The organism is Campylobacter sp. BCW_6463 (genome assembly GCF_001762785.1).
In the GTDB taxonomy this organism is placed as follows: Bacteria; Campylobacterota; Campylobacteria; order Campylobacterales; family Campylobacteraceae; genus Campylobacter_D; species Campylobacter_D jejuni.
Map to the genome: position 1 here is coordinate 16,555 of NZ_MJXL01000060.1, position 26,364 is coordinate 42,918.

Annotated in this window: 21 protein-coding genes, 2 rRNA genes and 1 pseudogene; 16 read left to right on the top strand and 8 right to left on the bottom strand. The window is 32.3% G+C overall.

The features are described 5' to 3' along the window. The first annotated feature begins 9 nt into the window (after positions 1 to 9). The 15 genes and pseudogenes from AJ884_RS06985 (at position 10) to AJ884_RS07055 (ending at position 15,574) form a co-directional block, all read left to right on the top strand. Positions 10 to 1,029 carry a hypothetical protein gene (locus AJ884_RS06985; protein ID WP_002861422.1) on the top strand — a complete coding sequence of 340 codons (1,020 nt, stop codon included), beginning with the start codon at positions 10 to 12 and terminating at the stop codon, positions 1,027 to 1,029. Positions 1,030 to 1,051: 22 nt separating this feature from the next. Beyond that, positions 1,052 to 3,664: a valine--tRNA ligase gene (locus tag AJ884_RS06990; protein ID WP_070275166.1), complete on the top strand. Its 2,613-nt coding sequence runs from the start codon at positions 1,052 to 1,054 to the stop codon at positions 3,662 to 3,664. Positions 3,665 to 3,668: 4 nt separating this feature from the next. Further along, a complete protein-coding gene (locus tag AJ884_RS06995) occupies positions 3,669 to 4,679 on the top strand; it encodes a methionine ABC transporter ATP-binding protein (RefSeq protein WP_070275167.1) in 1,011 nt (336 codons plus the stop codon). Beyond that, positions 4,676 to 5,587 carry a methionine ABC transporter permease gene (locus tag AJ884_RS07000; protein ID WP_044780307.1) on the top strand — a complete coding sequence of 304 codons (912 nt, stop codon included), beginning with the start codon at positions 4,676 to 4,678 and terminating at the stop codon, positions 5,585 to 5,587. The genes AJ884_RS06995 and AJ884_RS07000 overlap by 4 nt, the downstream gene beginning before the upstream one ends. 189 nt (positions 5,588 to 5,776) lie before the next feature. Continuing rightward, positions 5,777 to 6,550 (top strand): MetQ/NlpA family ABC transporter substrate-binding protein, encoded by a 774-nt coding sequence (locus AJ884_RS07005; RefSeq protein ID WP_002872575.1) that lies wholly within the window; start codon positions 5,777 to 5,779, stop codon positions 6,548 to 6,550. Between the two features lie 161 nt (positions 6,551 to 6,711). After that, a pseudogene (locus AJ884_RS07010) lies at positions 6,712 to 7,366 on the top strand (MetQ/NlpA family ABC transporter substrate-binding protein). A 9-nt stretch (positions 7,367 to 7,375) separates the two neighbouring features. Next, positions 7,376 to 8,152, top strand: a complete 777-nt coding sequence (locus AJ884_RS07015) for a MetQ/NlpA family ABC transporter substrate-binding protein (RefSeq protein WP_070233309.1) — start codon at positions 7,376 to 7,378, stop codon at positions 8,150 to 8,152. 83 nt (positions 8,153 to 8,235) lie between these two features. After that, positions 8,236 to 8,898 (top strand): flagellar basal body P-ring formation chaperone FlgA, encoded by a 663-nt coding sequence (gene flgA, locus AJ884_RS07020; RefSeq protein WP_002852578.1) that lies wholly within the window; start codon positions 8,236 to 8,238, stop codon positions 8,896 to 8,898. Then, entirely contained in the window at positions 8,895 to 9,458 is a 564-nt protein-coding gene (locus AJ884_RS07025; protein WP_002871446.1) for a UbiX family flavin prenyltransferase, read from the top strand. The genes flgA and AJ884_RS07025 overlap by 4 nt, the downstream gene beginning before the upstream one ends. A gap of 39 nt (positions 9,459 to 9,497) precedes the next feature. Then, entirely contained in the window at positions 9,498 to 9,974 is a 477-nt protein-coding gene (gene coaD, locus AJ884_RS07030) for a pantetheine-phosphate adenylyltransferase (protein WP_002852633.1), read from the top strand. Then, the gene (gene tmk / locus AJ884_RS07035; RefSeq protein ID WP_070233308.1) at positions 9,965 to 10,543 is read left to right on the top strand and encodes a dTMP kinase; all 579 of its coding nucleotides are present in this window, start codon (positions 9,965 to 9,967) and stop codon (positions 10,541 to 10,543) included. Before coaD ends, tmk begins: the two co-directional genes overlap by 10 nt. Then, complete coding sequence (gene hisS, locus AJ884_RS07040; RefSeq protein ID WP_070233307.1) at positions 10,540 to 11,766, top strand: histidine--tRNA ligase; 1,227 nt, start codon at positions 10,540 to 10,542, stop codon at positions 11,764 to 11,766. Before tmk ends, hisS begins: the two co-directional genes overlap by 4 nt. Then, entirely contained in the window at positions 11,763 to 13,598 is a 1,836-nt protein-coding gene (gene speA, locus AJ884_RS07045) for a biosynthetic arginine decarboxylase (RefSeq protein ID WP_032595244.1), read from the top strand. The genes hisS and speA overlap by 4 nt, the downstream gene beginning before the upstream one ends. Continuing rightward, positions 13,599 to 14,237: a serine O-acetyltransferase gene (cysE, locus tag AJ884_RS07050; protein ID WP_070233306.1), complete on the top strand. Its 639-nt coding sequence runs from the start codon at positions 13,599 to 13,601 to the stop codon at positions 14,235 to 14,237. A gap of 170 nt (positions 14,238 to 14,407) precedes the next feature. Next, positions 14,408 to 15,574: a pyridoxal phosphate-dependent aminotransferase gene (locus tag AJ884_RS07055; RefSeq protein WP_070233305.1), complete on the top strand. Its 1,167-nt coding sequence runs from the start codon at positions 14,408 to 14,410 to the stop codon at positions 15,572 to 15,574. Between the two features lie 22 nt (positions 15,575 to 15,596). Here the strand turns inward: AJ884_RS07055 and AJ884_RS07060 are convergent, their stop codons facing one another. Beyond that, positions 15,597 to 15,938, bottom strand: a complete 342-nt coding sequence (locus AJ884_RS07060) for a cupin domain-containing protein (protein WP_044794551.1) — start codon at positions 15,936 to 15,938, stop codon at positions 15,597 to 15,599. 81 nt (positions 15,939 to 16,019) lie between these two features. Beyond that, a complete protein-coding gene (locus tag AJ884_RS07065) occupies positions 16,020 to 17,030 on the bottom strand; it encodes an MBL fold metallo-hydrolase (RefSeq protein ID WP_070233304.1) in 1,011 nt (336 codons plus the stop codon). A 119-nt stretch (positions 17,031 to 17,149) separates the two neighbouring features. Between AJ884_RS07065 and AJ884_RS07070 the strand changes: the two genes are divergently transcribed. Then, entirely contained in the window at positions 17,150 to 17,977 is an 828-nt protein-coding gene (locus AJ884_RS07070) for a flagellar basal body-associated FliL family protein (RefSeq protein ID WP_250535418.1), read from the top strand. Between the two features lie 57 nt (positions 17,978 to 18,034). Here AJ884_RS07070 and dnaK read toward each other — a convergent pair whose 3' ends face one another. The 6 genes from dnaK to AJ884_RS07100 form a co-directional block, all read right to left on the bottom strand. Continuing rightward, a complete protein-coding gene (gene dnaK / locus AJ884_RS07075; RefSeq protein WP_002861408.1) occupies positions 18,035 to 19,906 on the bottom strand; it encodes a molecular chaperone DnaK in 1,872 nt (623 codons plus the stop codon). A gap of 22 nt (positions 19,907 to 19,928) precedes the next feature. Beyond that, on the bottom strand, positions 19,929 to 20,459 hold the full coding sequence (gene grpE / locus AJ884_RS07080) for a nucleotide exchange factor GrpE (protein ID WP_002790452.1): 531 nt from the start codon (positions 20,457 to 20,459) through the stop codon (positions 19,929 to 19,931). Continuing rightward, a complete protein-coding gene (locus tag AJ884_RS07085) occupies positions 20,456 to 21,247 on the bottom strand; it encodes an HrcA family transcriptional regulator (RefSeq protein ID WP_070275172.1) in 792 nt (263 codons plus the stop codon). Before AJ884_RS07085 ends, grpE begins: the two co-directional genes overlap by 4 nt. A 208-nt stretch (positions 21,248 to 21,455) precedes the next feature. Continuing rightward, positions 21,456 to 22,637 carry a hypothetical protein gene (locus tag AJ884_RS07090; protein WP_070233301.1) on the bottom strand — a complete coding sequence of 394 codons (1,182 nt, stop codon included), beginning with the start codon at positions 22,635 to 22,637 and terminating at the stop codon, positions 21,456 to 21,458. Between the two features lie 245 nt (positions 22,638 to 22,882). Continuing rightward, a 5S ribosomal RNA gene (gene rrf / locus AJ884_RS07095) occupies positions 22,883 to 22,999 on the bottom strand. Between the two features lie 295 nt (positions 23,000 to 23,294). After that, positions 23,295 to 26,361: ribosomal RNA gene (locus AJ884_RS07100) — 23S ribosomal RNA — on the bottom strand. Positions 26,362 to 26,364 lie beyond the last annotated feature (3 nt).

Genomic DNA, 26,364 nt, shown 5'->3' on the forward strand with positions numbered 1-26,364 from the left:
GGATAGCAAATGAATTTGAAAATTTTTTCTATTATTGTTGGCATATTAATTGCTATTATTGTGATATTAGGTGGAACCTATTATTATCTTTTTGAATATTCAAAACCAAAGAATTACACCTTAAACACCAACACTTACACCGAGCAAAAATCGTATACTAATAACTACGATAATTCCTATTCGCCCTCGATCCAAACCAACAATAGTTCATCAGATATAAATATTAATAACAATACCATCCAAAAGCAAGAAACAAACCCATTAGATGAAAATCAAAGCTTAAATAACAATACATTTAATACGCCAATAAGTGAAAACAATCAAAGCTTAAATAATGACACCAATACAAGTAATAATATTAATACAAATGAAAATAAGCAAATTTTAGATACGGATAAAGAAAAATTAAAACAAGAAAATAAACAAGCCAAAATAGAAGCTCTTAAAAAAGAAATCAGCAAACAACAAAAGATCTTAGAAAGAGAGAGAGCCGTAAAAAAAGAACTTCAATCAAACAAGTCAAACAAAAATAAATATCTAAATACCGCTAGAGAGTATCTAAGCATAGGAAAAAACAGTCGTTTAGAACCTGAACTTAGTACAGAAAATATGAAAGTTTATATTTTAGATGGAAAATTTTTAAGCCAATATAGAATCAATCTGTTAAAAGATATGCTAAGCGTTATACAAGATAATGCAAAAGATTATTATCTAAGTATTTTTGTTAAAATGCTACCAAAAGGGGAAATGAAATTAACTATCTATAACAAAGAAATTATCTTTTCAGATATGAAAAAAGCTTATAAATATATTAGCTTAGATAGATTAAGCCCATATTTAAACAATCCAAAAGAATTAAATGAACATGTAGCACGTGAAGAAATTTTAGAAAGACTTAAACTTCAAATTAAAAAAGATGGCAAAGGAAGTGATTTTTCTAAACATATCAAAAGTTTGAAAACTGGACTTAATACAGCACAATATTTCTTCCCGTTTTGTGAAATTATAGAAATTAGCTCTATTAAATAAGCTAAAACAATAAAGGCAAATAATGTATGATAAAAATTTAGAAAAAGAGTATTATCAAATTTGCGAAGAACGCGGATATTTTGAGATCGATGGCAATAAAACCATACAAGAAAAAGATAAAAATTTCTGCATTATGATGCCTCCTCCTAATGTCACTGGAGTTTTACACATAGGACATGCTTTAACTTTTACTCTACAAGACATTATGACGCGTTACAAAAGAATGGATGGCTATAAGGTTCTTTATCAACCAGGGCTTGATCACGCAGGTATTGCTACTCAAAATGTTGTAGAAAAACAACTTCTTGCTCAAGGCATTAAAAAAGAAGAACTAGGTAGAGAAAAATTTATAGAAAAAGTCTGGGAGTGGAAAGAGCAAAGCGGTGGAAAAATTTTAGACCAAATGAGAACACTAGGCATCACTCCTGCATGGAGTCGCTTGCGTTTTACTATGGATGAAGGTTTGGTTAATGCCGTAAAAAAAGCCTTTGTAGAACTTTATGATAAAAGACTTATTGTACGTGGAAACTACATGATAAATTGGTGTACTCACGATGGCGCTTTAAGTGATATAGAAGTTGAATACAAAGAAAACAAAGGAAAACTTTATCATATTAAATACTTTTTAAAAGATAGCGATGAATTTTTAGTAGTAGCCACAACGCGTCCTGAAACTTTTTTTGGCGATACTGCAGTTATGGTACATCCTGACGATGAACGCTATACTAAATTTGTGGGCAAAGAAGTGATTTTGCCTATAAGTAAAAAAGCCATTAAAATTATAGCTGATGAGCATGTAGAAAAAGAATTTGGAACAGGAGTTGTAAAAGTTACTCCCGCTCATGACATGAACGATTATGAAGTAGGACTTAGACATAATTTAGAATTTATAAGCGTTTTTAATGAAAAAGGAATTTTAAACGAACATTGTTTAGAGTTTCAAGGTTTAGAACGCTTAGAAGCAAGAGAAAAAATCGTAGCCAAACTTGAAAGTCTTGGCTTTATAGAAAAAACAGAAGAACATAATAATCAGGTAGGATATTGTTATCGTTGCAACAATGTAGTTGAACCTTATATCTCCAAGCAATGGTTTGTAAAAAAAGAAATCGCCCAAGAAAGTATAGAAAAAGTTGCACTTGGCGAAAGCAAATTTTATCCAAATCACTGGATAAATAGCTTTAATGCTTGGATGAAAGATTTAAGAGATTGGTGTATTTCAAGACAACTTTGGTGGGGGCATCAAATTCCTGTGTATTATTGCGAATGCTCTCATGAATGGGCAAGCCAACATACGCCTAAAACTTGTCCAAAATGTCAAAGTCAAAATTTCAAACAAGATGAAGATGTACTTGATACTTGGTTTTCTTCAGGACTTTGGGCTATGAGTACTCTAGGCTGGGGGAATGAAAATTGGGGTAAAGATAAAATTTGGTCTGAAAAGGATTTAAAAGATTTTTATCCCAATTCTTTACTCATTACAGGTTTTGATATTTTATTTTTCTGGGTGGCTAGAATGATGTTTCAAAGCACTAATGCCTTACATCAACTTCCTTTTAAAGATATTTATTTACACGCTCTTGTGAAAGATGAGCAAGGTAGAAAAATGAGTAAAAGTCTTGGAAATGTCATCGATCCAAATGAAAGTATTAAAGAATATAGTGCCGATATTTTACGCTTTACTTTAGCACTTCTTGCTATACAAGGACGCGATATTAAACTTAGCAATGATAAACTTTTACAAGTTAGAAATTTTACAAATAAAATTTATAATGCTACAAATTATCTGCTTTTAAATGAAAGTAAATTTGAAGATTTGGAAAATATCACACTTCATTCAGAATTAGCAAAATATATTTATGCCAAATTTCAAACTTGTGTTAAGGATGTAAGAGAAAATTTAGACAATTATCGCTTTAATGATGCAGCCAATACTCTATATAAATTCTTTTGGGATGATTTTTGCGATTGGGGTATAGAGCTTAGCAAAGCAGAAAAATCAAGCGTTAAAGAACTTGGTAGTATTTTCAAAGAAGCTTTAAAGCTCTTAAATCCTTTTATGCCTTTTATCAGTGAATATTTATATCATAAACTAAGCGATACAGAACTTAAAACAAGCCCTTCTATTATGATAAGCAAATATCCAAAATTTAAAGAACAAGATAAAAATATAGAAAAAATCTTTTCTTTACTTATAGAAAGCATAGTTGGTATCCGCCGTGCTAAAAGTTTAATCGATCTTGGAAATTCTAAAATAGAAAAAGCTTATATCAAATTTAACGATAAAAAAATCAAAAATGAAATCAAAGCTTATATGAATTTTATCATGATGCTCGCAAAGTGCGAGCAAATAGAATTTAGTGAAGAAAAATTACCAAAGGCAATATGTGATGTTAGCGAGAATTTAGAAATTTTCATTACGCTTGAAAATGTTGATTTAAGTGGTATTTTAACAAGACTTGAAAATCAAAAAAATAAGCTTGAAAAAGAAAGCTTCAAGCTTAACTCCATGCTTTCAAATGAAAAATTCACTGCTAACGCACCTAAAGAGGTGGTGGAGCAAAATAAAGAAGCTCTAGAAAATTTAAAAATTCAGCTTGAAAAAATATCAGTTGAACTTCAAAATCTAAGAGGTTGAAAATTTGATAAAAATAAAAAATTTAAAAAAATATTATGGCAAGGAACTCGTGATAAACGATGTTTCTTTGGAGATTAAAAAGGGTGAAATTTACGCCATAGTAGGTCATAGTGGAGCTGGAAAATCCACTCTTTTAAGATGTATTAATGGACTTGAGAATTATCAAGAAGGAAGCTTAAAAGTCTTTGATCAAGAAATTAAAGATTTAAGTCAAAAAAAATCAAAAGAGCTAAGAGTGCTTAGAAAAGATATAGGGATGATTTTTCAAAATTTTGCCCTAATGGAGCGCAAAAATGTATTTGAAAATGTTGCTATGCCTTTAAGAACACACTATACTCAGTGTAAATTTCATGCCAAGCTTTTTAATAAAGAATACATGAGTGAAAAAGAAATTGCCCAAAAAGTCAATTCTTTGCTTGAAATCGTAGGACTTGATCATAAAAACAAATCCTACCCAAGAGAACTAAGTGGGGGGCAAAAACAACGCGTTGCTATTGCTAGAGCCTTAGCTTTAAACCCAAAAATTTTACTTAGTGATGAAGCTACTTCGGCTCTTGATCCAAACACTACAAAAAATATTTTAGAGCTTATATCTAAAATCAATACTGAATTTGGGATTACTGTTGTTTTAGTAACTCACGAAATGGATGTGGTAAAAGACATAGCTCAAAAAGCTTTATTGCTTGAACATGGACAAATCATAGGAAGTGGAGCAATTGATGAGCTTTTTTTAAAGCCTAATGCCAAAATGAAAGAATTTTTAGGAGAAAGTGATTTTTTGCCTAAACACGGACTTAATATCAAACTTTACTTTCCAAAAGAAGTTGCCCAAAATAGCGTCATCACTCATATGGCAAGAACTCTAAATATAGACTTTAACATAGTTTGGGGTAAAATAGAAAAACTTAATGGAAAAGCCTTAGGAAATTTAGTTATAAATATAAATGAAAAGGATAAAGACAAGGTTCTTGATTACATAGAAAAAAGTGGAGTATTATGGGAGGTGGCATCATGAATGAAGAAAACATCTCTATCATCAGTGCTTTTTTTGGTAGAATTTCTCAATTTTTTAATGAATTTTCTTGGCAGGATATTAAAGAAGTGAGTTTAAGTTCTATCACAAGTTTCAGTGAAAATTATGAGAACATTTTAAAACCTGCACTTAATGAAACAATTTATATGAGTTTAATGGCTGTACTATTTGGATTTTTATTGGCTATTATTCCTGGAATTTTACTTGCTATTTGGGATAAAAACGGAATTAAAGAAAATAAAATCGCTTATAGCATTTTAGATTTTATTACAAATATACTGCGTGCCTTTCCATTTTTAATTCTTATAGTTGTTCTTTTACCACTTTCTAAAATCATAGTAGGCACCAGCATAGGTACAAATGCCGCCATAGTTCCATTAGCTATCGGAATAGCTCCTTATTTGGCAAAGATGCTTGAAAGTGCTTTTAAAGAAATAGACAAAGGAATCATAGAAGCAGCAAAAAGTTATGGCGCTAGCAATATTCAAATTATCTTCAAGGTTATCTTTAGTGAGGCTCTTCCTGCTATAATTAGCGGAATTACTCTAACTTTAATCTTTACCATTGGTTTTTCTGCTCTTGCTGGAACTGTCGGTGGTGGAGGTTTGGGAGATGTCGCTATTCGCTATGGTTATGAAAGATTTAACAAAGAAGTTATGATTCAAACTGTAGTTATTTTACTTATATTAGTTCAGTTAGTTCAAATTCTAGGTAATTTATTTTATACTTGGGCTAAAAATAGTAAAACTACATATATCATTGCCACTCTATTGATTTTACTTGGAGTTAGTATAGTTATCAATATAAACAATGATGAAAATTTCTTTTGGCAAGCAATTATTTTTATCTTATTTTTAGGAAGTTTGCTTTATAAAGGTTTCAAAAAATAAGGAGATTATATCTCCTTTTAAGATAAATATAAGTTTTTTTAAGTAAAATTTAAAAAAAATTAAAGGAATTAAAATGATGTATCAGATGCGTTAATCTGACTATCAACAAGTTTTTATATGCTTCTTCCTGATAGTCAGAGTGAATTTATTAAGATTAAAGCAAGCACAAAATGACTAAAAAGGAAAAAAATGAAAATCAAATCTTTATTTATAGCAAGTATTTTAACATTAAGTCTTAATGCAAATGCATTAGAAACCATCACAGTTGCAGCAACTCCCGTCCCTCATGCTGAAATCCTAGAACAAGTAAAACCTGATTTAGAAAAACAAGGCTATAAACTTGAAATCAAAGAATTTACGGATTATGTTTTACCTAATCTAGCTGTTGATAACGGAGAAGCCGATGCAAATTTTTTCCAACATACTCCTTATTTGGAAGAATTTAATAAAAACAAAGGCACCAAACTTATCAAAGTAGCTGCCATACACATAGAACCTATGGCTGTTTACTCCAAAAAATACAAAAGTCTAGATGATATTAAAGAAGGGGTTAAAATCGCCATTCCAAATGATCCAACCAATGAAAGTAGAGCTTTAGATATTATTGCAAAAAAAGGTTTGGTAAAATTTAAAGATAAGGCTTTAAAAACACCTCTTGATATTATAGACAATCCTAAAAAAATTAAATTTGTAGAATTAAAGCCCGCACAACTTCCAAGAGCTTTGGATGATGTTGATTTTGCTGTAATTAATTCCAACTACGCTCTCTCTGCAAATCTAAATCCTGCAAAAGATAGCGTATTTATCGAAGATAAAGAAAGCCCGTATGCAAACATTCTTGTTGTAAGAGTGGGACATGAAAACGATCCAAAAATCAAAGCCTTAATCCAAGCTCTACAAAGTGATAAAATCAAACAATTTATCATAGAAAAATACAACGGATCTGTTTTACCTGCTTTTTAATTTTGTCCCTTACCTAGGGACTTTTTTTTAAATACAAAGGAGTTTTTATGAATTTATTTAAAATTATTATACTCGCTTGCATTCTAAATTTATCTAGCCTATTTGCACAAAACATTACTATAGGAGCCACTCCAAATCCTTTTGGTAGCTTACTAGAACTAATGAAAGATGATTTTAAAAACAAAGGGTATGAGCTTAAAATAGTAGAATTTTCAGACTATATTTTGCCCAATCGTGCATTAGAGGAAAAAGAACTTGATGCAAATTTATATCAACACAAACCTTTTTTAGAAGAATACAACCTAAAAAAAGTTCAAATTTAATTGCAACAACGCCTGTACTTATAGCTCCAGTAGGAGTTTATAGTAAAAAAATCAAAAATTTAGAAAATCTTAAAGAAGATGCTAGAGTTGCTATACCTAATGATGCGACCAATGAAAGCAGAGCTTTAGAGCTTTTAGAGAAAGCAAAATTAATAGAGCTTAACAAAAATACTCTAAAACCCCATTGGACATAAACAAAAATCCAAAAAAACTTAAATTTATAGAACTTAAAGCCGCACAACTTCCAAGAGCTTTAGATGATGTTGATATTGCTATAATTAATTCTAATTTCGCACTTGGAGCCGGTCTGAATCCAAGTAAAGATACTATTTTTAGGGAAGATAAAAATAGCCCTTATGTAAATTATGTTGTGGTACGCTCAGAAGATAAAAATAGCGAAAAGACCAAAGTAATTGATGAAATTTTAAGAAGCGATAAATTTAAAGCCATCATTAATGAACATTATAAAGATATATTAATCCCAGCTTTTTAGGAGTATAGCATGAATATTAAAAAAATATTTTTAAGTGTTTTATTTACAATTAGCCTTAGTTTTGGGGCAGATAAAACCATAATCATAGGTGCAACACCAACGCCTTATGCTGAAATTTTAAATTTCTCTAAACCCTTATTTCAAGAAAAAGGTTGGAGGTTGATAGTTAAGGAATTTAATGACTATAATATACCTAATATCGCTTTAAATGAGAAAGATTTAGATGCAAATTTATATCAGCATAAACCTTTTTTAGATGATTTTAATACCCACAAAGGAACAAATTTAAGTTCTTTAGGTGCTATTGTTTTAGTTCCTATGGCTATATATTCTAACTCCATAAAAGATATAAAAGACATTCCTAATGGTGCTAAAATCGCTATACCTAATGATGCTACCAATGAAAGCAGAGCCCTTGATTTACTAGCTAAAGCAAATTTAATAGAATTTAAAAGTCAAAACACCCTTAAAACCCCTATTGACATAAGTAAAAATCCAAAAAAACTTAAATTTATAGAGCTTAAAGCCGCACAACTTCCAAGAGCCCTAAATGATACTGATTTGGCTGTTATTACCACAAACTATGCTCTTGGAGCAGGTTTAAACCCTTTAAAAGATGGTATTTTTATAGAAGATAAAGATAGTTTATATGCTATTGTTTTAGCTGCAAGAAAAGGTGAAGAAACAAGTCAAAAAAGTCTTGTTATTAAAGAAATTTTAACAAGCGATAAAATTAAAAATTTTATCATAGAAAAATATAAAGGCTCTGTTATCCCTACTTTTTAACTCTATACAAAGCCTTCTAAAGGCTTTGTTAAACTTATAAAAGCTAAAATACTATTTATTGCATTATAATTCTTAGGATAAAAATGAAAATTATTTTTTTAACTTTTTTTATTGTGATAAATTATATCCAAGCAGCTAGTTTAGAAGAAATCAAAACAGCACTAGCTAAAGAATTTAGAAATAATTTTCCTAAAATTATAATTTCTCAAATTGATTTAAAAATAACATCATTGCCTAAAGATTTTGATCAATATGAATTTCTAAGAATCGCTAATGGGCGTTTTAATCAAGCACAAGGCTTTTTAAGGGCTGAATTTAAAACTCCGCAAAATATACAAAAAAATGTATTTTTTAGATATTTCATTCAAGCAAATTTAGAAGTTTTAAAAAGCGAACGCGCTATAAAAAGAGGAGATAAACTTGGAGCTTTTGACTATAAAAGCGTATTGATTGATTTTGATAAAGTTCCTTTAAATGCCTTAACCTTAGATGATGTAGATAATCTTGTAGCTAAAAGCAATATTAACAAAAACGCCATTTTAAGAGCAAATATGTTTAAAACCACAGCTTTAATACGCCGAAATGATCCTATAATCGGAGTTTTAAGTGAAGCAAATGTTGATGTTTTAATCGAACTTGTGGCTTTGCAAAGTGCAAATATGGGCGAAAGGATTCGTGCAAAAAACAAAGAAGGCAAAGTTATGCAAGGCATCGTAGTGGGTAAAAATAGGATGATTATACAATGAAGGTTTTATTAGGAATTTCTGGTTCAAGCAGTGTCAATTTAGGCTTAAAATTATTAAAAAATTTAGAAAATCAATGCGAACTTTATTGTATTTTAACTCAAGGTGCAAAACTTAGTTTCAAAGCTGAAAATGAAGCAAATTTAGAAGAAATTTGTCAAGAAAATTTTAAATACACTCATTTTTTAGATGATAAAAATTTAAGTCTAAGTGTAGCAAGTGGATCTTTTGGAATAGAAAAAACTATCATTGCTCCTTGTTCGATTTCAAGTTTAGCAAAAATTCACGCTGGTTTTGCAGACACTCTTTTAATGCGTGCTGCAGCAGTGGCCTTAAAAGAAAGAAAAAAACTCATCTTAGGCGTACGTGAAATGCCTTTTTCTACTTTAAATTTAGAACATATGTTAAAACTTAGCCAAATGGGAGTTATTATCGCACCTCCTATTATCGCAAGTTATTCTAAAGCAAACAATCTAGAACAAATGGAAAATTTTATCGTAGGTAAATGGCTAGATCTTTTAGAAATAAAACACAATTTATATGAAAAATGGCAAAATTTTTAGTTTAAATTTGTTATATTTTTAAAAAAAATTGGAGCAAAAATGACTTGTTTATATCCTGGGACTTTTGATCCTATTACCAACGGACATTTGGATGTTATCAAACGAGCTTTAAAAATTTTTGATGAAGTCATCGTTGCCATAGCAAAAAGTGAACATAAAAAACCTTGCTATGATTTAGAAAAACGCAAAGAACTAGCCCTGCTTGCAACACAAAATTTAAAAAATGTTAAAATCATTGCTTTTGATAATTTACTTGTAGATTTAGCCAAAGAATTAAAAGTTAATACTATAATCCGTGGACTTAGAGCGGTGAGTGATTTTGAATACGAATTGCAAATTGGCTATGCAAATCACGCACTTTGGGAAGATATGGAAACCATTTATCTTATGCCAAGTCTAAAACATGCTTTTATTTCAAGTTCTATTGTTCGCTCTATAGTAGCACATGGGGGTGATGTAAGTTCTCTTGTTCCAAAAGAAATTCTACCTTTTTTAAAGGATCAATCTTGTATGTAGTTTTTGAAGGTATTGACTGCGTAGGAAAAAGTACGCAAATTTCACTTTTAAAAGAAATTTATAAAGACGCCATTTTCACACTCGAACCTGGCGGAACAGAACTTGGAAAACATTTAAGAGAAATTTTACTTAATAAAACTCATCCTATTAGCAAAAGAGCTGAACTCTTGCTTTTTTTAGCTGATCGTGCTCAACATTTTGAAGAAATCTTAAAAACCAATCAAAACAAACTCATTATTAGCGATAGAAGTTTTATTTCAGGCATGGCTTATGCCAAAGATTTTGAAAACGATTTGCTTTTTGCTTTAAATAGTTTTGCTTTAGAAAATTTTTTTCCACAAAAAATTATCTTTTTAAAAGGAGATGTAAACCTTATCCAAGAACGTCTCAGTCAAAAAGAACTAGATAGCATAGAAAAACGTGGCATTGAGTATTTTTTAAGCATACAAGATAAACTCGAAAAAGTGCTTTATTTTTTAAAAGAAAAAATTTCTATAGAAATTTTAACACTTGACGCAAAAGAAAGTAAAGAAAAATTACACCAACAAATAAAGGAATTTTTACAATGATTAACGCTTTAAAAGGAATGAAAGATTTATTAGATAAAGATGCATATTATTATGAAAAAGTGATTAAAATCTGTGAAGAAGTAGCTAAAAACTATAGCTTTACTTTTATCAACACACCGCATTTAGAACTTTGCACCCTTTTTAAAAGAAGCGTAGGAGAAAGTTCTGATATAGTAGGCAAAGAAATGTATGAATTTATCGATAAAGGCGAAAATCATGTTTGCATGCGTCCTGAAGGAACTGCTGGGGTGGTGCGTGCCTATATAGAAAAAAAACTCGATAAAAACACTAGTGTGAAAAGATGGTTTTATCATGGTTCCATGTTCCGCTATGAAAGACCCCAAAAGGGACGCTTAAGAGAATTTCATCAATTTGGCGTTGAAAGTTTTGGAAACGCAAGCGTTTATGAAGATGCAAGTATTATTTTAATGTTAGTAGAAATTTTTTCACGCTTAGATATTAAATTTAGACTACTGATTAACTCTTTAGGTTGTTTAGAATGTATGCCAAAATATCGTGAAAATTTGATACATTTTTTAGATAGCAAAAAAGGTTTTTGCGAGGATTGTTTGCGTAGAAAAAACTTAAATCCCATTCGTGTTTTAGACTGTAAAAATGAGCATTGTCAAAGCTTACTTAATGATGTTCCGCTTTTAAATCAAAATTTATGCTCATCTTGCCAAAAAGACTTTGAAATTTTACAAAGCGTTTTAAAAGAAAACGGAGTGGATTTTGAAGTGGATTCTAAACTTGTTAGAGGGCTTGATTACTACTCTAAAACGGCTTTTGAATTCATTAGCGATGAAATTGGTGCAAAAGCTGCTATTGCTGGGGGCGGAAGATATGATAGACTTATTGAATACCTTGATGGAAAAAGTGGTTTTGGTGTAGGTTTTGCCATGGGTATAGAAAGAATTATAGCTATTTTAGAACAAAAAGAAGAAAAGGTTCAAAGAGAAGGAATTTATCTTTGTGCTATGGATGAAATTTATATCCAAAAACTTTTGCATATCGCTACAAATTTAAGAAAAGAACATAAAGTGCTTTTAAGCTATGAAGCAAGAAAACTAGCTAAACATCTTGAAAACGCGGATAAAAATAATGCTGAAATTTTTCTTTGTATGGGAGAAAATGAAGCACAAAATGAAAGTTTGTTTTATAAAAATTTAGCAAAAAAAGAAGAAAAAATGATTAAAATTTCAGACTTAAAGAAGGTTTTATAATGGATTATGGTATTGATATTTGGGGAAATGAAAATTTCATTATCAAAAATGGTAAAGTTTGTATCAATCATGAGAAAAAACCTGCTATTATTGATATAGTTAAAGAATTAAGAGATGATGGATACAAGGGACCTTTACTTTTAAGATTTCCTCATCTTATTCAAAAACAAATTGAAAATATTTACGGAAATTTCAATAAAGCAAGAAAAGAATTTGGCTATAAAGGAGGATTTAACGCTGTTTATCCTTTAAAGGTAAATCAATACCCTGGTTTTGTAAAAAATCTTGTAAAGCTTGGAAAAGACTATAACTACGGACTTGAAGCAGGTTCTAAAGCAGAGCTTTTACTCGCTATGGCTTATAATAATGAAGGTGCACCTATTACAGTAAATGGCTTTAAAGATAGAGAACTTATCAATATAGGCTTTATCGCAGCTGAAATGGGACATAATATCACTTTAACCATAGAAGGACTTAATGAACTTGAAGCTATCATAGACATAGCCAAAGAACGCTTTAAACCCAAACCAAATATAGGCTTACGTGTGCGTTTGCATTCTGCTGGAGTTGGAATTTGGGCAAAAAGCGGTGGGATTAATTCTAAATTTGGACTTACATCCACTGAACTCATAGAAGCAGTAAATTTACTCAAAGAAAACAAACTTTTAGAACAATTTACCATGATTCACTTTCATCTAGGCTCACAAATTACCGAAATTCATCCTTTAAAAAAAGCCTTAAACGAAGCAGGAAATATTTACACAGAACTTAGAAAAATGGGAGCTAAAAATCTAAAAGCTATCAATCTTGGTGGCGGTTTAGCTGTGGAATACTCACAATTTAAAAATGAAAAAAGTAGAAATTATACCTTAAGGGAATACGCTAACGATGTAGTTTTTATCCTAAAAAATATAGCTGAACAAAAAAAAGATTTAGAGCCTGATATTTTCATAGAAAGCGGACGTTTTGTAGCAGCCAATCATGCTGTTTTAATCGCTCCTGTATTAGAACTTTTTTCTCAAGAATACGCAGAAAACAAACTCATACTTAAAAAACAAAATCCAAAACTTATCGATGAGCTTTATGATCTTTATAAAAGCATAAAACCTTCCAATGCTTTAGAATACTTGCACGATAGCATAGATCATTTAGAGAGTATTCTAACTCTTTTTGATTTGGGCTATGTGGATTTACAAGATCGTTCCAATGCTGAAATTTTAACTCATTTGATTACGAAAAAAGCCATCTTGCTTTTAGGCGATAAACAAAATCCTGCGGATTTACTTGCCATACAAGATGAAGTGCAAGAAAGGTATTTGGTAAATTTTTCACTCTTTCAAAGCATACCCGATTTTTGGGGCTTAGAACAGAATTTCCCCATCATGCCCCTTGATCGCTTAGATGAAGAACCGACTCGAAGTGCAAGTATTTGGGATATAACCTGCGATAGCGATGGAGAAATTTCATATTCTAAAGATAAACCTTTATTTTTACACGATGTAGATGTAGAAAAAGAAAATTATTTTCTAGGGTTTTTTCTTGTAGGTGCCTATCAAGAAGTACTTGGAATGAAACACAATCTTTTTACTCATCCCACTGAAGCTATTATAAGTATCAATGAAAAAGGCTATGAAGTTGAGGGGATTATAGAAGCACAATCCATACTTGATGCCTTAGAAGATTTAGACTATGATATACACGCTATCATGGATATACTTAATGAACGCATAAGTAATTCTAAGCTTGTCAATGACAAGCAAAAAAAGCATATTTTAGGTGAACTTTATCTTTTCTTAAATGATAATGGTTATTTAAAAAGCATAGGAGTTTAGATGAATTTTTGGGGTATTATAAAAGAAGATTTTTCTCAACCAAAGGTGCAAGATCCAGCTTTTAATTCTTCTATAGAACTTTTTTTTAATTACCCTGGAGTATGGGCTGTAGTAAATTACCGCTTTGCACATTTTTTTTACATAAGAAATTTTAAACGCATTGCTAGAATGATTAGCGGAATTTCCCAATTTTTAACTGGAGTAGATTTACACCCTGGTGCAGAACTTGGAAGGCGTGTTTTTATAGATCATGCCAATGGAGTGGTTATAGGCCAAACAGCAATCATAGAAGATGATGTTTTGATTTATCAAGGCGTTACTTTAGGCGGAACAAGTCTTGAAAAAGGCACTAAACGTCATCCAACCATAAAAAAAGGAGTGATCATAGGTTCAGGCGCAAAAATACTTGGCAATATCACCATAGGAGAAAATGCCAAAATAGGCTCAAATGCTGTAGTGGTTAAAGATGTAGGTGCAAATTTAACTGCCGTTGGAATTCCTGCTTATATTATCGAAGAGCGTAAAAATAAAAACATTAGAGCCATAGATGCAAATTGCGATGATAAATTAGAAAAGCTAGAAAATAAAATTTTAGAACTTGAAAATCTTATATTAAAACGACCTGAATCACAAAAATAATAATTTTTATAATACATAAAATTATATGTATTATTATGCGTATTAATTTTTCCTAAAAATTAATACAAATTTTCACATTTATTGAATTTTATAACTCATTTTTAAATTAAATTTATTACAAAAATGCAATTTTCTGCTAAAATTAAACAAAAATTATTAAGGATTGAAAAATGCTTACAAAAAGATCTCAAGTTTTAGAAGAATCTATCACTTTAGCTATCACCGCACTTGCCAATGAACTTAAAGCTAAAGGCGAGGATATCATTAGTTTTTCAGCAGGCGAACCTGATTTTGACACACCGCAAACCATCAAAAATGCCGCTATAAGTGCTATTGAAAAAGGATGTGGAAAATACACTGCTGTTGCGGGAATTCCTGAAGTATTAAAAGCTATTCAAATCAAATTTAAAAAAGATAATAATCTTGATTATGAAACAAGCGAAATTATCACCAATGTAGGCGCAAAACACTCTCTTTTTGAATGTATAGAATGTTTAGTAGAAAAAGATGATGAAGTCATTATCCCTAGTCCTTACTGGGTAAGCTATCCTGAAATGGTAAAATTTGCAGGTGGAAAACCTGTATTTATAGAAGGCTTAGAAGAAAATGGCTTTAAAATTACCGCTGAACAATTAAAAAAAGCTATCACAGCTAAAACCAAGGTTTTAATGCTAAATTCTCCTTCAAATCCTGTGGGATCGATTTATTCTAAAGAAGAATTAACTCAAATTGCTAAAATTCTAGAAGGAACGCAAATTACTGTTTTAAGTGATGAAATGTATGAAAAACTTCGCTATGATGGTTTTGATTTTGTAGCTTTTGCAAGTGTAAGCGAAGACGCTTTAAAACGCACTGTGACCATTAACGGACTTAGTAAATGTGGAGCTATGCCAGGATGGCGTTTTGGCTATATGGCAAGCAAAAATAAAGCCCTAATTTCAGCTGTTAAAAGACTTCAAGGACAAAGCACTTCAAATATTTGCTCCATTACTCAACATGCAGCCATTCCTGCTTTAAATGGAAAATGTGATAAAGATATAGAAAAAATGCGTCAAGCCTTTGAAAAACGCCGTAACTTAGCTTTAGATATGCTTAAACAAATCCCAAATATCAGTGTTTATAAACCAGAAGGTGCTTTTTATCTTTTTGTAAATATACAAAAAATAGAAAAAGATTCTATGAAATTTTGCCAAAAATTACTTGAACAAGAAAAAGTTGCCGTTGTTCCAGGCATAGGTTTTGGCACGGATGGATACTTTAGACTTTCTTATGCCACAAGCGATGAACTCATCGAAAAAGGTTTAGAAAGAATAGCAAATTTCATTGCTTCTTATTAAGCCCTAAAGCCTTAAAATTACTTTAAGGCTTTTTAAGCACAGCATTTACTCTTTGAATACTATCTGATTTATTTAAACTCAATCTTATTATAGAATTTTCTAATCCACCTAAAGAATGCGCTACATTTGCCTCTAGGCTTATCATATCTAAAGCATTTAATTCAAATTTTTCCTTTTCCACTTCAAACCAAATTTTACCGCTTAAAACTTGAATATGTATAGCAAAAGGAGCTTTATGCTCTTTCATCACACTATCTTTAGCTAATAAAATTTGAATTTCTTTACCTTTTTCATTGTCAATTAAAACATTGATTTTTACTTCTTTTGGGCTAAATTCCGCCCTATTCCATTGAATAATTTTCACAAAATCTCCTTTTTTAGTTTTATAAAACTATAGCAAAAACCAAAATATAGATTATAAACTTGTGTTAATTTATCCTTCTTTTCACCAAAAATCCTGTTTAAATTTAGCCCTTATTTCATAAGCCTCGCCCATTTTTGGTGTGATAAGGGGTAAATCTAAATTTTTATAAAGAAATTTTACTACTTCATTCCACGCGTGAGTTCCTGCTAAAAATCTCCCCCAATGTATAGGCATGACAGCTTTTGCATTAAGATCTTTTGCTTCTTTTAAAATTTGCTCAGGAAAAGAGTGCGAATATGGCCAAGCGATATTAAACTGTCCACTTTCAAGACAAGCTAAGTCAAAACCTCCAAAATACTCACCTATTTTTTTAAAATGTGTAAAATACCCTCCATCTGCACTAAAAAACACTCTCTTACCTACACTTAAAAATTCCATCACAAAAGAAGCCCAAAGGGTTTTGTTTTTACCATCTCCCCTACTTGAACTGTGTTGTGCAGGTGTTGCAATGATTTTTAAATCATCAAATTCTATTCCACTCCACCAATCAAGCTCTATGATTTTTTTCTCACTCACCCCATAACTTTTTAGATAATTTCCCACTTTTAAAGGAGTAATAAAAATTTTAGCCTTATCTTTTAAAGCTTTTACACTCTTAGCATCTAAATGATCAAAATGCGAATGCGTGATAATCACAGCAAAAATTTTATTAAAATCATTTACATTATAAACAGGAGCATTTTTAAAAGCCTTGTTGATAAAAAAAATAGGCGAAGCATGAGTGTTAAAAATAGGATCAATCAAAATTTTATATTCTTTAAAACTTATAAAAAGCGAAGAATGTCCAAGCCAAGCAATATGCGAGGTGCTAAAATCACTCAAATCAGGCTTAAAAAAAGGCAATTTAAAAGAAGGAATGGCGTTTTTTGGGTAAAGATAATAATACCTCAAAATTTCTTTAAAAGACACTTTAGGAGTTATAAAACTTTGCTCGTTTTCATTAAGAAAAAATTCATATTTTCTACCCTGCACTTTTTTAGCTTTTGATCGTTGCGCATTAGAAATATCAAAGGTTTTAAATGATAAATTCAAATTTTTCCTTTTATGTTTATCAAGATTATATCTAAAAAGTTTTTAGACTAATTTTATTTTATTGCTAAGTTTTTAGTTTGCTTGTGTTAAAATAAGTAAATTAAATACTAGGTAAAATGATGCAAAAAGAGAATTTATATAAATTAGACAAAATAATTCAAGAAATTGATTTTATATTTGAACAAACTAAAGGCGAACTTGTGCAAGCTTTAAAAAATGAAACCAAACAAAAAGCTATTTTCATGTCCCTAATCAATATTAAAGAAACAATAAAAAATATTCAAGATAGCGAAGATACTGAAGTTATGGTAATTTTTCGCGAAGAAGATATGAAAAGACTCTCAAAAAGTAGAAATATTGCGGCTCATAATAGTCAAGCTATGGATTTAAATATCGTAACAAACCTTATTCGCTATGATTTGCCAAAGCTCAAACAAAATATTGTTAATTTTAAAAATAATCCACATAATTTCAATTTTATTTCAAAAGAAAAAAACACCAAGAAAAAAATACTAAAACCACTGGAAGTATTGATTATTTTTTTATTTATATGTATTTTATCTTGCATTGTTTTTATCACCTACTTTTTACTTAATAAATCTTCTAAAAATATAAGACAAGAAAATTCTTCGTATAGCTTTCATACAAACTATTTTTATTCCCTAGAACCTTTTACTCTTAACCTATCACAATCTGGCAGACAAAAATATATACATTGTGCTATTGATTTGGAATTAACAGGTAAGATTTCTTCAGAAAATTTTACAAGAATTTTGCCTGTTATTAGAGATATCATTATTCAAACCATTCTAGCAAAAGAAATACAAGAAAATGAATTATCTGATTTTAAATTAGAACTTCAAAGAGAATTGCTTAAAAAAATCAATGAAAAATTAGGTAGTAAGCTAATAAAAGGATTATATTTTAAAGATTTTGTCATTTCCTAAAAATTTTTAAAAAATTTTCAAGCCTTTTAAAAAGGCTTGAATGAAGATTTTGAAAGATTACTCAACTTCAGCGTCGATTACATCGTCATCTTTTTTCTTTTTATCGTTCGCTGCATTTGGCTCATCTTTTTTATACATATTTTCAGCTAACTTATGAGAAACTTCACTTAAAGCTTTCATTTTGCTTTCAATCTCTTCTTTGCTTGCATTTTGATTTTTCAAGGTCTCGCGCAAATCATCAAGAGCCTTTTGGATATTTTCTTTATCAGCAGTGGCAACTTTTTCACCCAACTCACTTAAAGATTTTTCTACTTGATGAGCCAAGCTATCAGCTGCATTTCTAGCATCTACAGCTTCTTTGCGTTTTTTATCTTCTTCTTTGTGAAGTTCAGCATCTTTTACCATGTTGTTAATTTCTTCTTCGCTAAGTCCGCTTGAACCTGTGATTTTGATCTCTTGAGCCTTACCTGTTGCTTTATCTTTTGCACTAACAGTTAAAATACCATTTGCATCGATATCAAAAGTAACTTCGATTTGTGGCATACCGCGTGGTGCTGGTGGAATTCCTTCAAGATTAAAATTTCCTAAAGATTTATTATCACGACTAAATTCTCTTTCCCCTTGTAAAACATTGATAGTTACAGCACTTTGATTATCTTCAGCGGTTGAGAAAACTTGCTCTTTTTTAGTTGGAATAGTTGTACCTTTTTCGATAATCTTAGTCATTACCCCGCCTAGAGTTTCTATACCCAAAGAGAGCGGAGTAACATCAAGTAAAAGCACATCTTTAACATCGCCTTTTATAACCGCACCTTGAATCGCCGCACCAATAGCTACAACTTCATCAGGATTTACAGACTTGTTAAGATCTTTATTAAAGGCTTTTTTCACTTCTTCTTGCACTAAAGGAACACGAGTAGAGCCTCCTACCATAACAATTTCTTTAATCTCATCTTTTTTAAGCCCTGCGTCACTTACTACTTCATTGATTTTAGTGATGGTTTCAGCCACTAAAGAATCAATCATACCTTCAAATTTAGCTCTAGTAAGTTTTTTAACCAAATGTTTTGGCCCACTTGCATCTGCTGTGATAAATGGTAAATTAATTTCAGTTTCATTAGCTGAGCTTAATTCTTTTTTAGCATTTTCCGCTGCTTCTTTCAAGCGTTGTAAAGCCATAACATCATTTTTAAGATCTATGCCTGTTTCATCTTTAAATTCATTAGCTAGAAAATCTATAAGTTTATTATCAAAATCATCGCCACCTAAGAAAGCATTACCACCCGTTGCTAAAACTTCTACTACATTATCGCCAGTTTCAAGCACGGTAACGTCAAAAGTTCCCCCACCTAGATCATAAACCACGATTTTTTCACTATCTTTTTTATCAAGTCCATAAGCTAGAGCTGCTGAAGTAGGCTCGTTGATAATTCTTAATACATTAAGTCCTGCTATTGTTCCTGCTTCTTTTGTCGCTTTTCTTTGCGCATCGTTAAAATATGCAGGCACAGTAATAACCGCATCTACAACACTCTCGCCTAAGAAAGCTTCAGCATCTTCTTTTAGTTTCATTAAAACTTTTGCTGAAATTTCTTGCGGAGTATAAATTTTACCTGCGATCTCAATCGCACAAGCACCATTTCTTTCAGTGATATGATAAGGAAGTCTTGTTTTAGCTTCTTTAGCCGCGTCTTCATTGATCATCAAACCCATAATTCTTTTAATAGAATAAATAGTTTTTTCAGGGTTAGTCACCGCTTGGCGTTTTGCACTATCTCCTACTAAAACCTCGCCTTTATCTGTAAAAGCTACCACAGAAGGAGTTGTATTTTTACCTTCTTTATTTGGGATTACTTTACTCTCACCACGTTCATACACAGCAACACAAGAATTGGTTGTTCCTAAATCTATACCTATAACTTTACTCATTTTTTATCCTTTTTATTAAAATTTATTTTGCTACACTAACTTTAGTTGGGCGGATTACGCGATCGGCTATTTTATAGCCTTTTTGAAGCACGGTAACCACTTCACCACTTTGATGATTTTCACTATCTACATGAAACATTGCCTCATGTAAATTTGGATCGAACTCTTTTTCTTCTTTAATAAGAGCCACTCCATGCTTTTCAAGTTTTTTAAGAAACAAATCTAAAGTGTTTTGCACTCCTTCTTTGATTTTTAAGCTAATTTCATCATGGCATTCGACATTGATAGCTGCTTCTAAAGCATCTAAAACATCAAGCAAATCCTTTGCAAAACTTTCATTTGCATAAGCCATAGCGCTTAGCTTTTCTTTTTCCATTCTTTTTTTAATATTTTCAAATTCAGCGTTTGCACGCATATATTTGTCTTTTAATTCATCATAGTCTTTTTGCAATTTGTTTTGCTCAACATCTTCGATATTTTGCAAATTCTCATCTTGCAAATGTTCAGAATTTTCTGCGTTTTCGTTTTCAAATTCTTGCTTTTGCTCGCTCACGCCGCCTCCTTTATGTATTGTAATATTTTTTTATAATCCGTATAAACACTACCTGCTAAGATAATATTTACATCTTCGCCCAAAAACTGCGCATCCACCTTAAGCCCCATAAAACCTTCTTTAAATAAAGGTTCAAATTCAAGACTTTCTTTAAAATAACGATGAACTCCGCAATCTAAGAGCTTAACAAATTCATCATTTTGATAAATTTGATAAGCTCTTTCTTCATTACTTCTATAGCAAATCAAATTTTGTCTTAAGCTAGCTATTTTTTCTACAAGATCCATAAAATGAACTCTCAAAGCTATTTTTTCTATACTAAAAAGATCTAATCCTATAAGACTTTGTAAAAAATTCCATGCTTCTTTTTCATATTTTAAAACGAGCTCTTCTTCTTTAAAATCAAGCACTATAAACTTAGCATTTAGATCAAGCGCTTCTTTAAGTACTAAGCTTCTACCACCATAAACAAGACAATAAATTTCAAATTCTTTACTCAACTCTTTTAAAAAATTCTCACTTTTGATATTGATATCTTGATCTTGTTCTTTTTTCCAAAAACTTTGCCAATAATTTTGCATTGTCAAAATAGTAGGAATTCTACCGCTACTTATATGAAGCTGAGTGATCAACCCTTCGTCGCTAAGTCTTTTAAGATAGACGCGTATAGTTGAAGCAGGGATACAAAGATTTAAATTTAATTCATTTGAACCAATAGGAACATTATCCAAAAGATAAGTTTGGATGATAGAATCTAAAATCAAATCCTTTTTATCTCGGCTTTTCATAGCTCTTTCCTTAAATTTTTAGCACTCTATTTTTTGATTGCTAGAAGTATTATACAACATTGAGTGTTATTTTGTCAAGTATAAATATAAAAAAATATACTTAATTTTATTTAGTCTATATGACTAAACTTTTATTAGTTATTTTTTATAAAAATACAATATATCAAAATAAAAAATAACAATACACTTTACAAGATAATTATAAAAACTAAGCCCAAATTTTAATTAAATCAGCTATTTTTCCATAACTTGTAGAATTTGTATCAAAATAAGTTTGCTTCATTTCGTTGACAATTTCACTAAGATTGTTATAATTAAGTTTAGTTGCATCTTCAGGTTTTAAACCTAGCATTTTTGCACTTCTTTGTTTGAATAAATCAACAAAACCTTCATAGAAAATTTTAAATTTATCCAGATTAAAAACAAGTTTTTTATTACCAGTTTCTTTATCTTCAACTTCATCAAAAATTTTATCAGATAATTGCATTTTAAGTAGAGATTTTTCATCTTCACTTAAATCATCATATTTTACACCTTTACCTAATTTATCCAAGATATCTTTAATTTCTATTGTATTAGTTTGATTAAATTTAGTTAAAGTTAACATACCTACACTTTCAGTCCATCCAGAATTTGGAGCTTTGGTTTTTACTGCTTGCATGCCAGTTTCGCTAAAACTAAGCTTCCCATTAAAATCTCCATCTTTTCTTATCATTTTATCAAGCTCTAAACCTATAGTTCTACCAGCATAATCTGTATCCTTGGTATCATCTGGGCGCATTTCTCTAAAATCTTTTTCAAAACCAAATAGAGTATCCACGCTACCATTTAATTGTGTATAAGATTGCACAAAAAGTCCTAAATTTGTTTCCTGTGCTACAAAACCACTTTTCGTATCTTCAAGTTCATAATCTTCTAAATATCCATCATTATTTCTATCACTAGCCACATAAGCTCTAGTATATGCTATATCAGCATACCATCCAGACACGAAATTTTCAGCTTTTCCACTTAATATATATGATCCATCAAGTCTTTTAGTCATATCTTCTTTGTCAAATTCAATCCCCATTTTATTAATAGCTGTTGAACTTAAAGCACTACGAACGAGTTTATTTGTAATAGGATCTCTAAAATATATAGTAGTCATACCTCTTTCAGCTTTTTTTACTTTATCACTTACCTTTTGATTGAAAACTTTTTCATCTTCTAATCTTTGAAGCATAGTTTGAGCTACATCTGTTTTTTGCTCTTGAAATGAAGAGGAATTTTCGTCTTTTTCATTAAGAATATTTGGTTTTAAATTCAACTTAAAAGATTTGTATACACTAGCTTGCTGAGAAGATTTAGATATGGGTTGAAAATGATTAAGAAATTTTATAAAATCCATTTTGATGCCTTCAAATTTTCGACATCTTTTCAAAAATATTGCTAATATATTTTATTTAATTTTAACTTATAAAATTTTAAATTTTATCCTCTATTATTTTCCAAACTCCTAAAAACACCCTATTCTCTTAAAAACCTTAACCAGCAACAAACTCTTTTTTAAACACGATTCTAAGCACCATCTAAAACAACAATAAAAATAAACATAGGATTTATATATAAAGTAAGCAATGAAGACATTTAACAAGTCCGCAATGAGCTACTTTCCCCCTGCCAGTAAGGCGTAGTATCATCACCCACGATGTGCTTAGCTTCTTGGTTCGGGATGGAGCAAGGCGTTTCCACATCTGTATAATCACGGACATTGTTATTTAAATATTCTTTGAAAGATTGAATTTAAAAAATAAAGCTTAATCTTTTTATTTCTTTACTTTTTTCTTTATTCTCTTTCTTCTTTTGTTTTTCTTTCTTCTTTACTTATCTTTTATCTTTGATAAGTTTTTATATAGAATACTTAAAAAACAATGTTAAGAGCAAGTTCTAATATAAACTTTACTTGAAAGATTTTATTAGCTTAAAAACATAATGTTTATATAAATATTTCATATAAAACATTCAAAGCTTTATAAAAACCTTAACAAGGAAGTGATGCTTTATTAAAGATAAGCCAAACGCTCTATTAGTACTGGTCAGCTAAAGGACTTTCATCCATTACACACCCAGCCTATCAAACTAGTAGTCTTCTAGAGAGCTTAGAGAAGATTCATCTTAGAGTTGGCTTCACGCTTAGATGCTTTCAGCGTTTATCCTTTCCAAACTTAGCTACGCTGCGATGCTCTTGGCAGAACAACAGCTACACCAGTGGTTTGTTCAACCCGGTCCTCTCGTACTAGGGTCAAATCTCTTCAATCTTCTTACGCCCACGGCAGATAGGGACCGAACTGTCTCACGACGTTCTGAACCCAGCTCGCGTACCGCTTTAAATGGCGAACAGCCATACCCTTGGGACCTGCTCCAGCCCCAGGATGCGATGAGCCGACATCGAGGTGCCAAACCTCCCCGTCGATGTGAGCTCTTGGGGGAGATCAGCCTGTTATCCCCGGGGTACCTTTTATCCTTTGAGCGATGGCCCTTCCACACAGAACCACCGGATCACTAAGACCGACTTTCGTCTCTGCTTGACTTGTATGTCTTGCAGTTAAGCTGGCTTATACCTTTATACTCTACGAACGATTTCCAACCGTTCTGAGCCAACCTTTGTAAGCCTCCGTTATTATTTGGGAGGCGACCGCCCCAGTCAAACTACCCACCAGACATTGTCCCACTTGAGGATAACTCAAGCTGGTTAGCTACCCAAATAAGAAAGAGTGGTATCTCAACAACGGCTCATATACAACTGGCGTCATATACTCAAAGCCTCCCACCTATCCTGCACATTCTTATCCAAGTAGCAGTGTCAAGCTGTAGTAAAGGTCCACGGGGTCTTTCCGTCTTGCCGCGGGTAGGAGGAATTTTCACCTCCACTACAATTTCACTGGATCCCTCTTTGAGACAGCTCCCATCTCGTTACGCCATTCATGCAGGTCGGTATTTAACCGACAAGGAATTTCGCTACCTTAGGACCGTTATAGTTACGGCCGCCGTTTACTCGGGCTTCGATCAAGAGCTTCGCTAATGCTAACCCCATCAATTAACCTTCGAGCACCGGGCAGGCGTCACACCCTATACATCCTCTTACGAGTTAGCAGAGTGCTGTGTTTTTGGTAAACAGTCGGGAGGGACTCTTTGTTGTAAGTTTCTTCGCTTTCGAAGTAAATCCTAGTACGAAGCTAACCACACCTTATACCGAAGATACGGTGCTATTTTGCAGAGTTCCTTAAAGAGAGTTCTTCCACGCGCCTTAGAATACTCATCCCACCCACCTGTGTCGGTTTACGGTACGGGCAACATTAGCTAAACTTAGAAACTTTTCTTGGCTCGACGGCATCAGGGGTTCTTCTATCCATCCGAAGATTTCAAAAAGCCTTTCAGTTCTCGGAGTGTTCTTATACGGATTTGCCTGTATAAGCTCCTACGACCTTAGACTAGCACTTCCATCCGCTAGCCCCCTTAGCCCTAAGCGTCCTTCCATCGCACACTAATGTTGGTATTGGAATATTAACCAATTTGCCATCGTCTACCCCTTTCGGACTCGACTTAGGACCCGACTAACCCTACGATGACGAGCATCGCGTAGGAAACCTTGGGTTTACGGCGTTAATGATTCTCACATTAATTATCGCTACTCATGCCTGCATGCTCACTTCTATTCGCTCCAGCACTCCTTACCGGTATACCTTCGACGCAAATAGAACGCTCTCCTACCACTTGCACACAACTTAAACTACTTAAACTACTTAAACTTTAAACCAAGAATATTTTTACTGATTTTACTAAGCTTTATTTCTATCTTTACTCTATAAAAATCAGTAAAAATATAACTAAAACATATAACTTAGTTTTTTATATTCTCAACTTAAATAATCTAAGTTGTGTGCAAGTCTACAGCTTCGGTACTTACTTTAGCCCCGTTATATTTTCCGCGCAAAATCACTAGACCAGTGAGCTATTACGCTTTCTTTAAAGGATGGCTGCTTCTAAGCCAACCTCCTGGTTGTTTAAGTAACTTCACATCGTTTTCCACTTAAGTAAGATTTAGGGACCTTAGCTGGTAGTCTGGGTTGTTTCCCTCTTGACGACGGATTTTATCACTCGCCGCCTGACTGCTGTGATTACATATAAGGTATTCGGAGTTTGATAGGGTTTGGTACATTGGTGTATGCCCTAGCCCATTCAGTGCTCTACCCCCTTATATTACGACACAACGCTATACCTAAATATATTTCGGAGAGAACCAGCTATCACGAAGTTTGATTGGCCTTTCACCCCTATCCACAAGTCATCCCGGGGCTTTTCAACGCCTATGGGTTCAGTCCTCCACTAGTTCTTACACTAGCTTCAACTTGCTCATGGATAGATCACTTCGTTTCGGGTCTGCAGCATCTGACTAAGCGCCCTATTCAGACTCGCTTTCGCTACGGCTTCGCGTTTGCTTAACCTTGCCAGACACCACAACTCGCAGGCTCATTATGCAAAAGGCAGTCCATCACACTGTATTGCTACATAGTGCTCTGAATGATTGTAAGCAAATGGTTTCAGGTTCTATTTCACTCTGATCACCTCAGTTCTTTTCACCTTTCCCTCACGGTACTTGTGCACTATCGATCTGGTATTAGTATTTAGGGTTGGATCGTGGTCGACCCGGATTCAGACAGGATTCCTCGTGTCCCGCCCTACTCAGGATACTGCTAGCTAAGCTTTGTTTTTCGCATACGGGACTATCACCCTCTATGGCTATACTTTCCAGAATGTTCTGCTAAACTCAGCTCTTGCACATTGCAGTCCTACAACCCCCAGTGCAAGCACTGGGTTTGCCCTCTTGCGCTTTCGCTCGCCGCTACTGACGCAATCTCTATTGATTTCTTTTCCTGAGGGTACTAAGATGTTTCAATTCCCCTCGTTCGCTCCTATATAGGTAATGTATATCTCTATACATTGGGTTGCCCCATTCGGAAATCTACGGATCAAAGCTTCTTGACAGCTCCCCGTAGCTTATCGCAGTCTAGTACGTCCTTCATCGCCTTTACCAGTCAAGGCATCCACCATTCGCTCTTAGTAGCTTACCTTTT

Coding starts and splice junctions, on each gene's coding strand:
- AJ884_RS06985 (WP_002861422.1), top strand. CDS start 10: ATGAATTTGAAAATTTTTTCTATTATTGTTGGCATATTAATTGCTATT.
- AJ884_RS06990 (WP_070275166.1), top strand. CDS start 1,052: ATGTATGATAAAAATTTAGAAAAAGAGTATTATCAAATTTGCGAAGAA.
- AJ884_RS07000 (WP_044780307.1), top strand. CDS start 4,676: ATGAATGAAGAAAACATCTCTATCATCAGTGCTTTTTTTGGTAGAATT.
- AJ884_RS07005 (WP_002872575.1), top strand. CDS start 5,777: ATGAAAATCAAATCTTTATTTATAGCAAGTATTTTAACATTAAGTCTT.
- AJ884_RS07015 (WP_070233309.1), top strand. CDS start 7,376: ATGAATATTAAAAAAATATTTTTAAGTGTTTTATTTACAATTAGCCTT.
- flgA (WP_002852578.1), top strand. CDS start 8,236: ATGAAAATTATTTTTTTAACTTTTTTTATTGTGATAAATTATATCCAA.
- AJ884_RS07025 (WP_002871446.1), top strand. CDS start 8,895: ATGAAGGTTTTATTAGGAATTTCTGGTTCAAGCAGTGTCAATTTAGGC.
- coaD (WP_002852633.1), top strand. CDS start 9,498: ATGACTTGTTTATATCCTGGGACTTTTGATCCTATTACCAACGGACAT.
- hisS (WP_070233307.1), top strand. CDS start 10,540: ATGATTAACGCTTTAAAAGGAATGAAAGATTTATTAGATAAAGATGCA.
- cysE (WP_070233306.1), top strand. CDS start 13,599: ATGAATTTTTGGGGTATTATAAAAGAAGATTTTTCTCAACCAAAGGTG.
- AJ884_RS07055 (WP_070233305.1), top strand. CDS start 14,408: ATGCTTACAAAAAGATCTCAAGTTTTAGAAGAATCTATCACTTTAGCT.
- AJ884_RS07070 (WP_250535418.1), top strand. CDS start 17,150: ATGCAAAAAGAGAATTTATATAAATTAGACAAAATAATTCAAGAAATT.
- dnaK (WP_002861408.1), bottom strand. CDS start 19,906: ATGAGTAAAGTTATAGGTATAGATTTAGGAACAACCAATTCTTGTGTT.
- AJ884_RS07085 (WP_070275172.1), bottom strand. CDS start 21,247: ATGAAAAGCCGAGATAAAAAGGATTTGATTTTAGATTCTATCATCCAA.
- AJ884_RS07090 (WP_070233301.1), bottom strand. CDS start 22,637: ATGGATTTTATAAAATTTCTTAATCATTTTCAACCCATATCTAAATCT.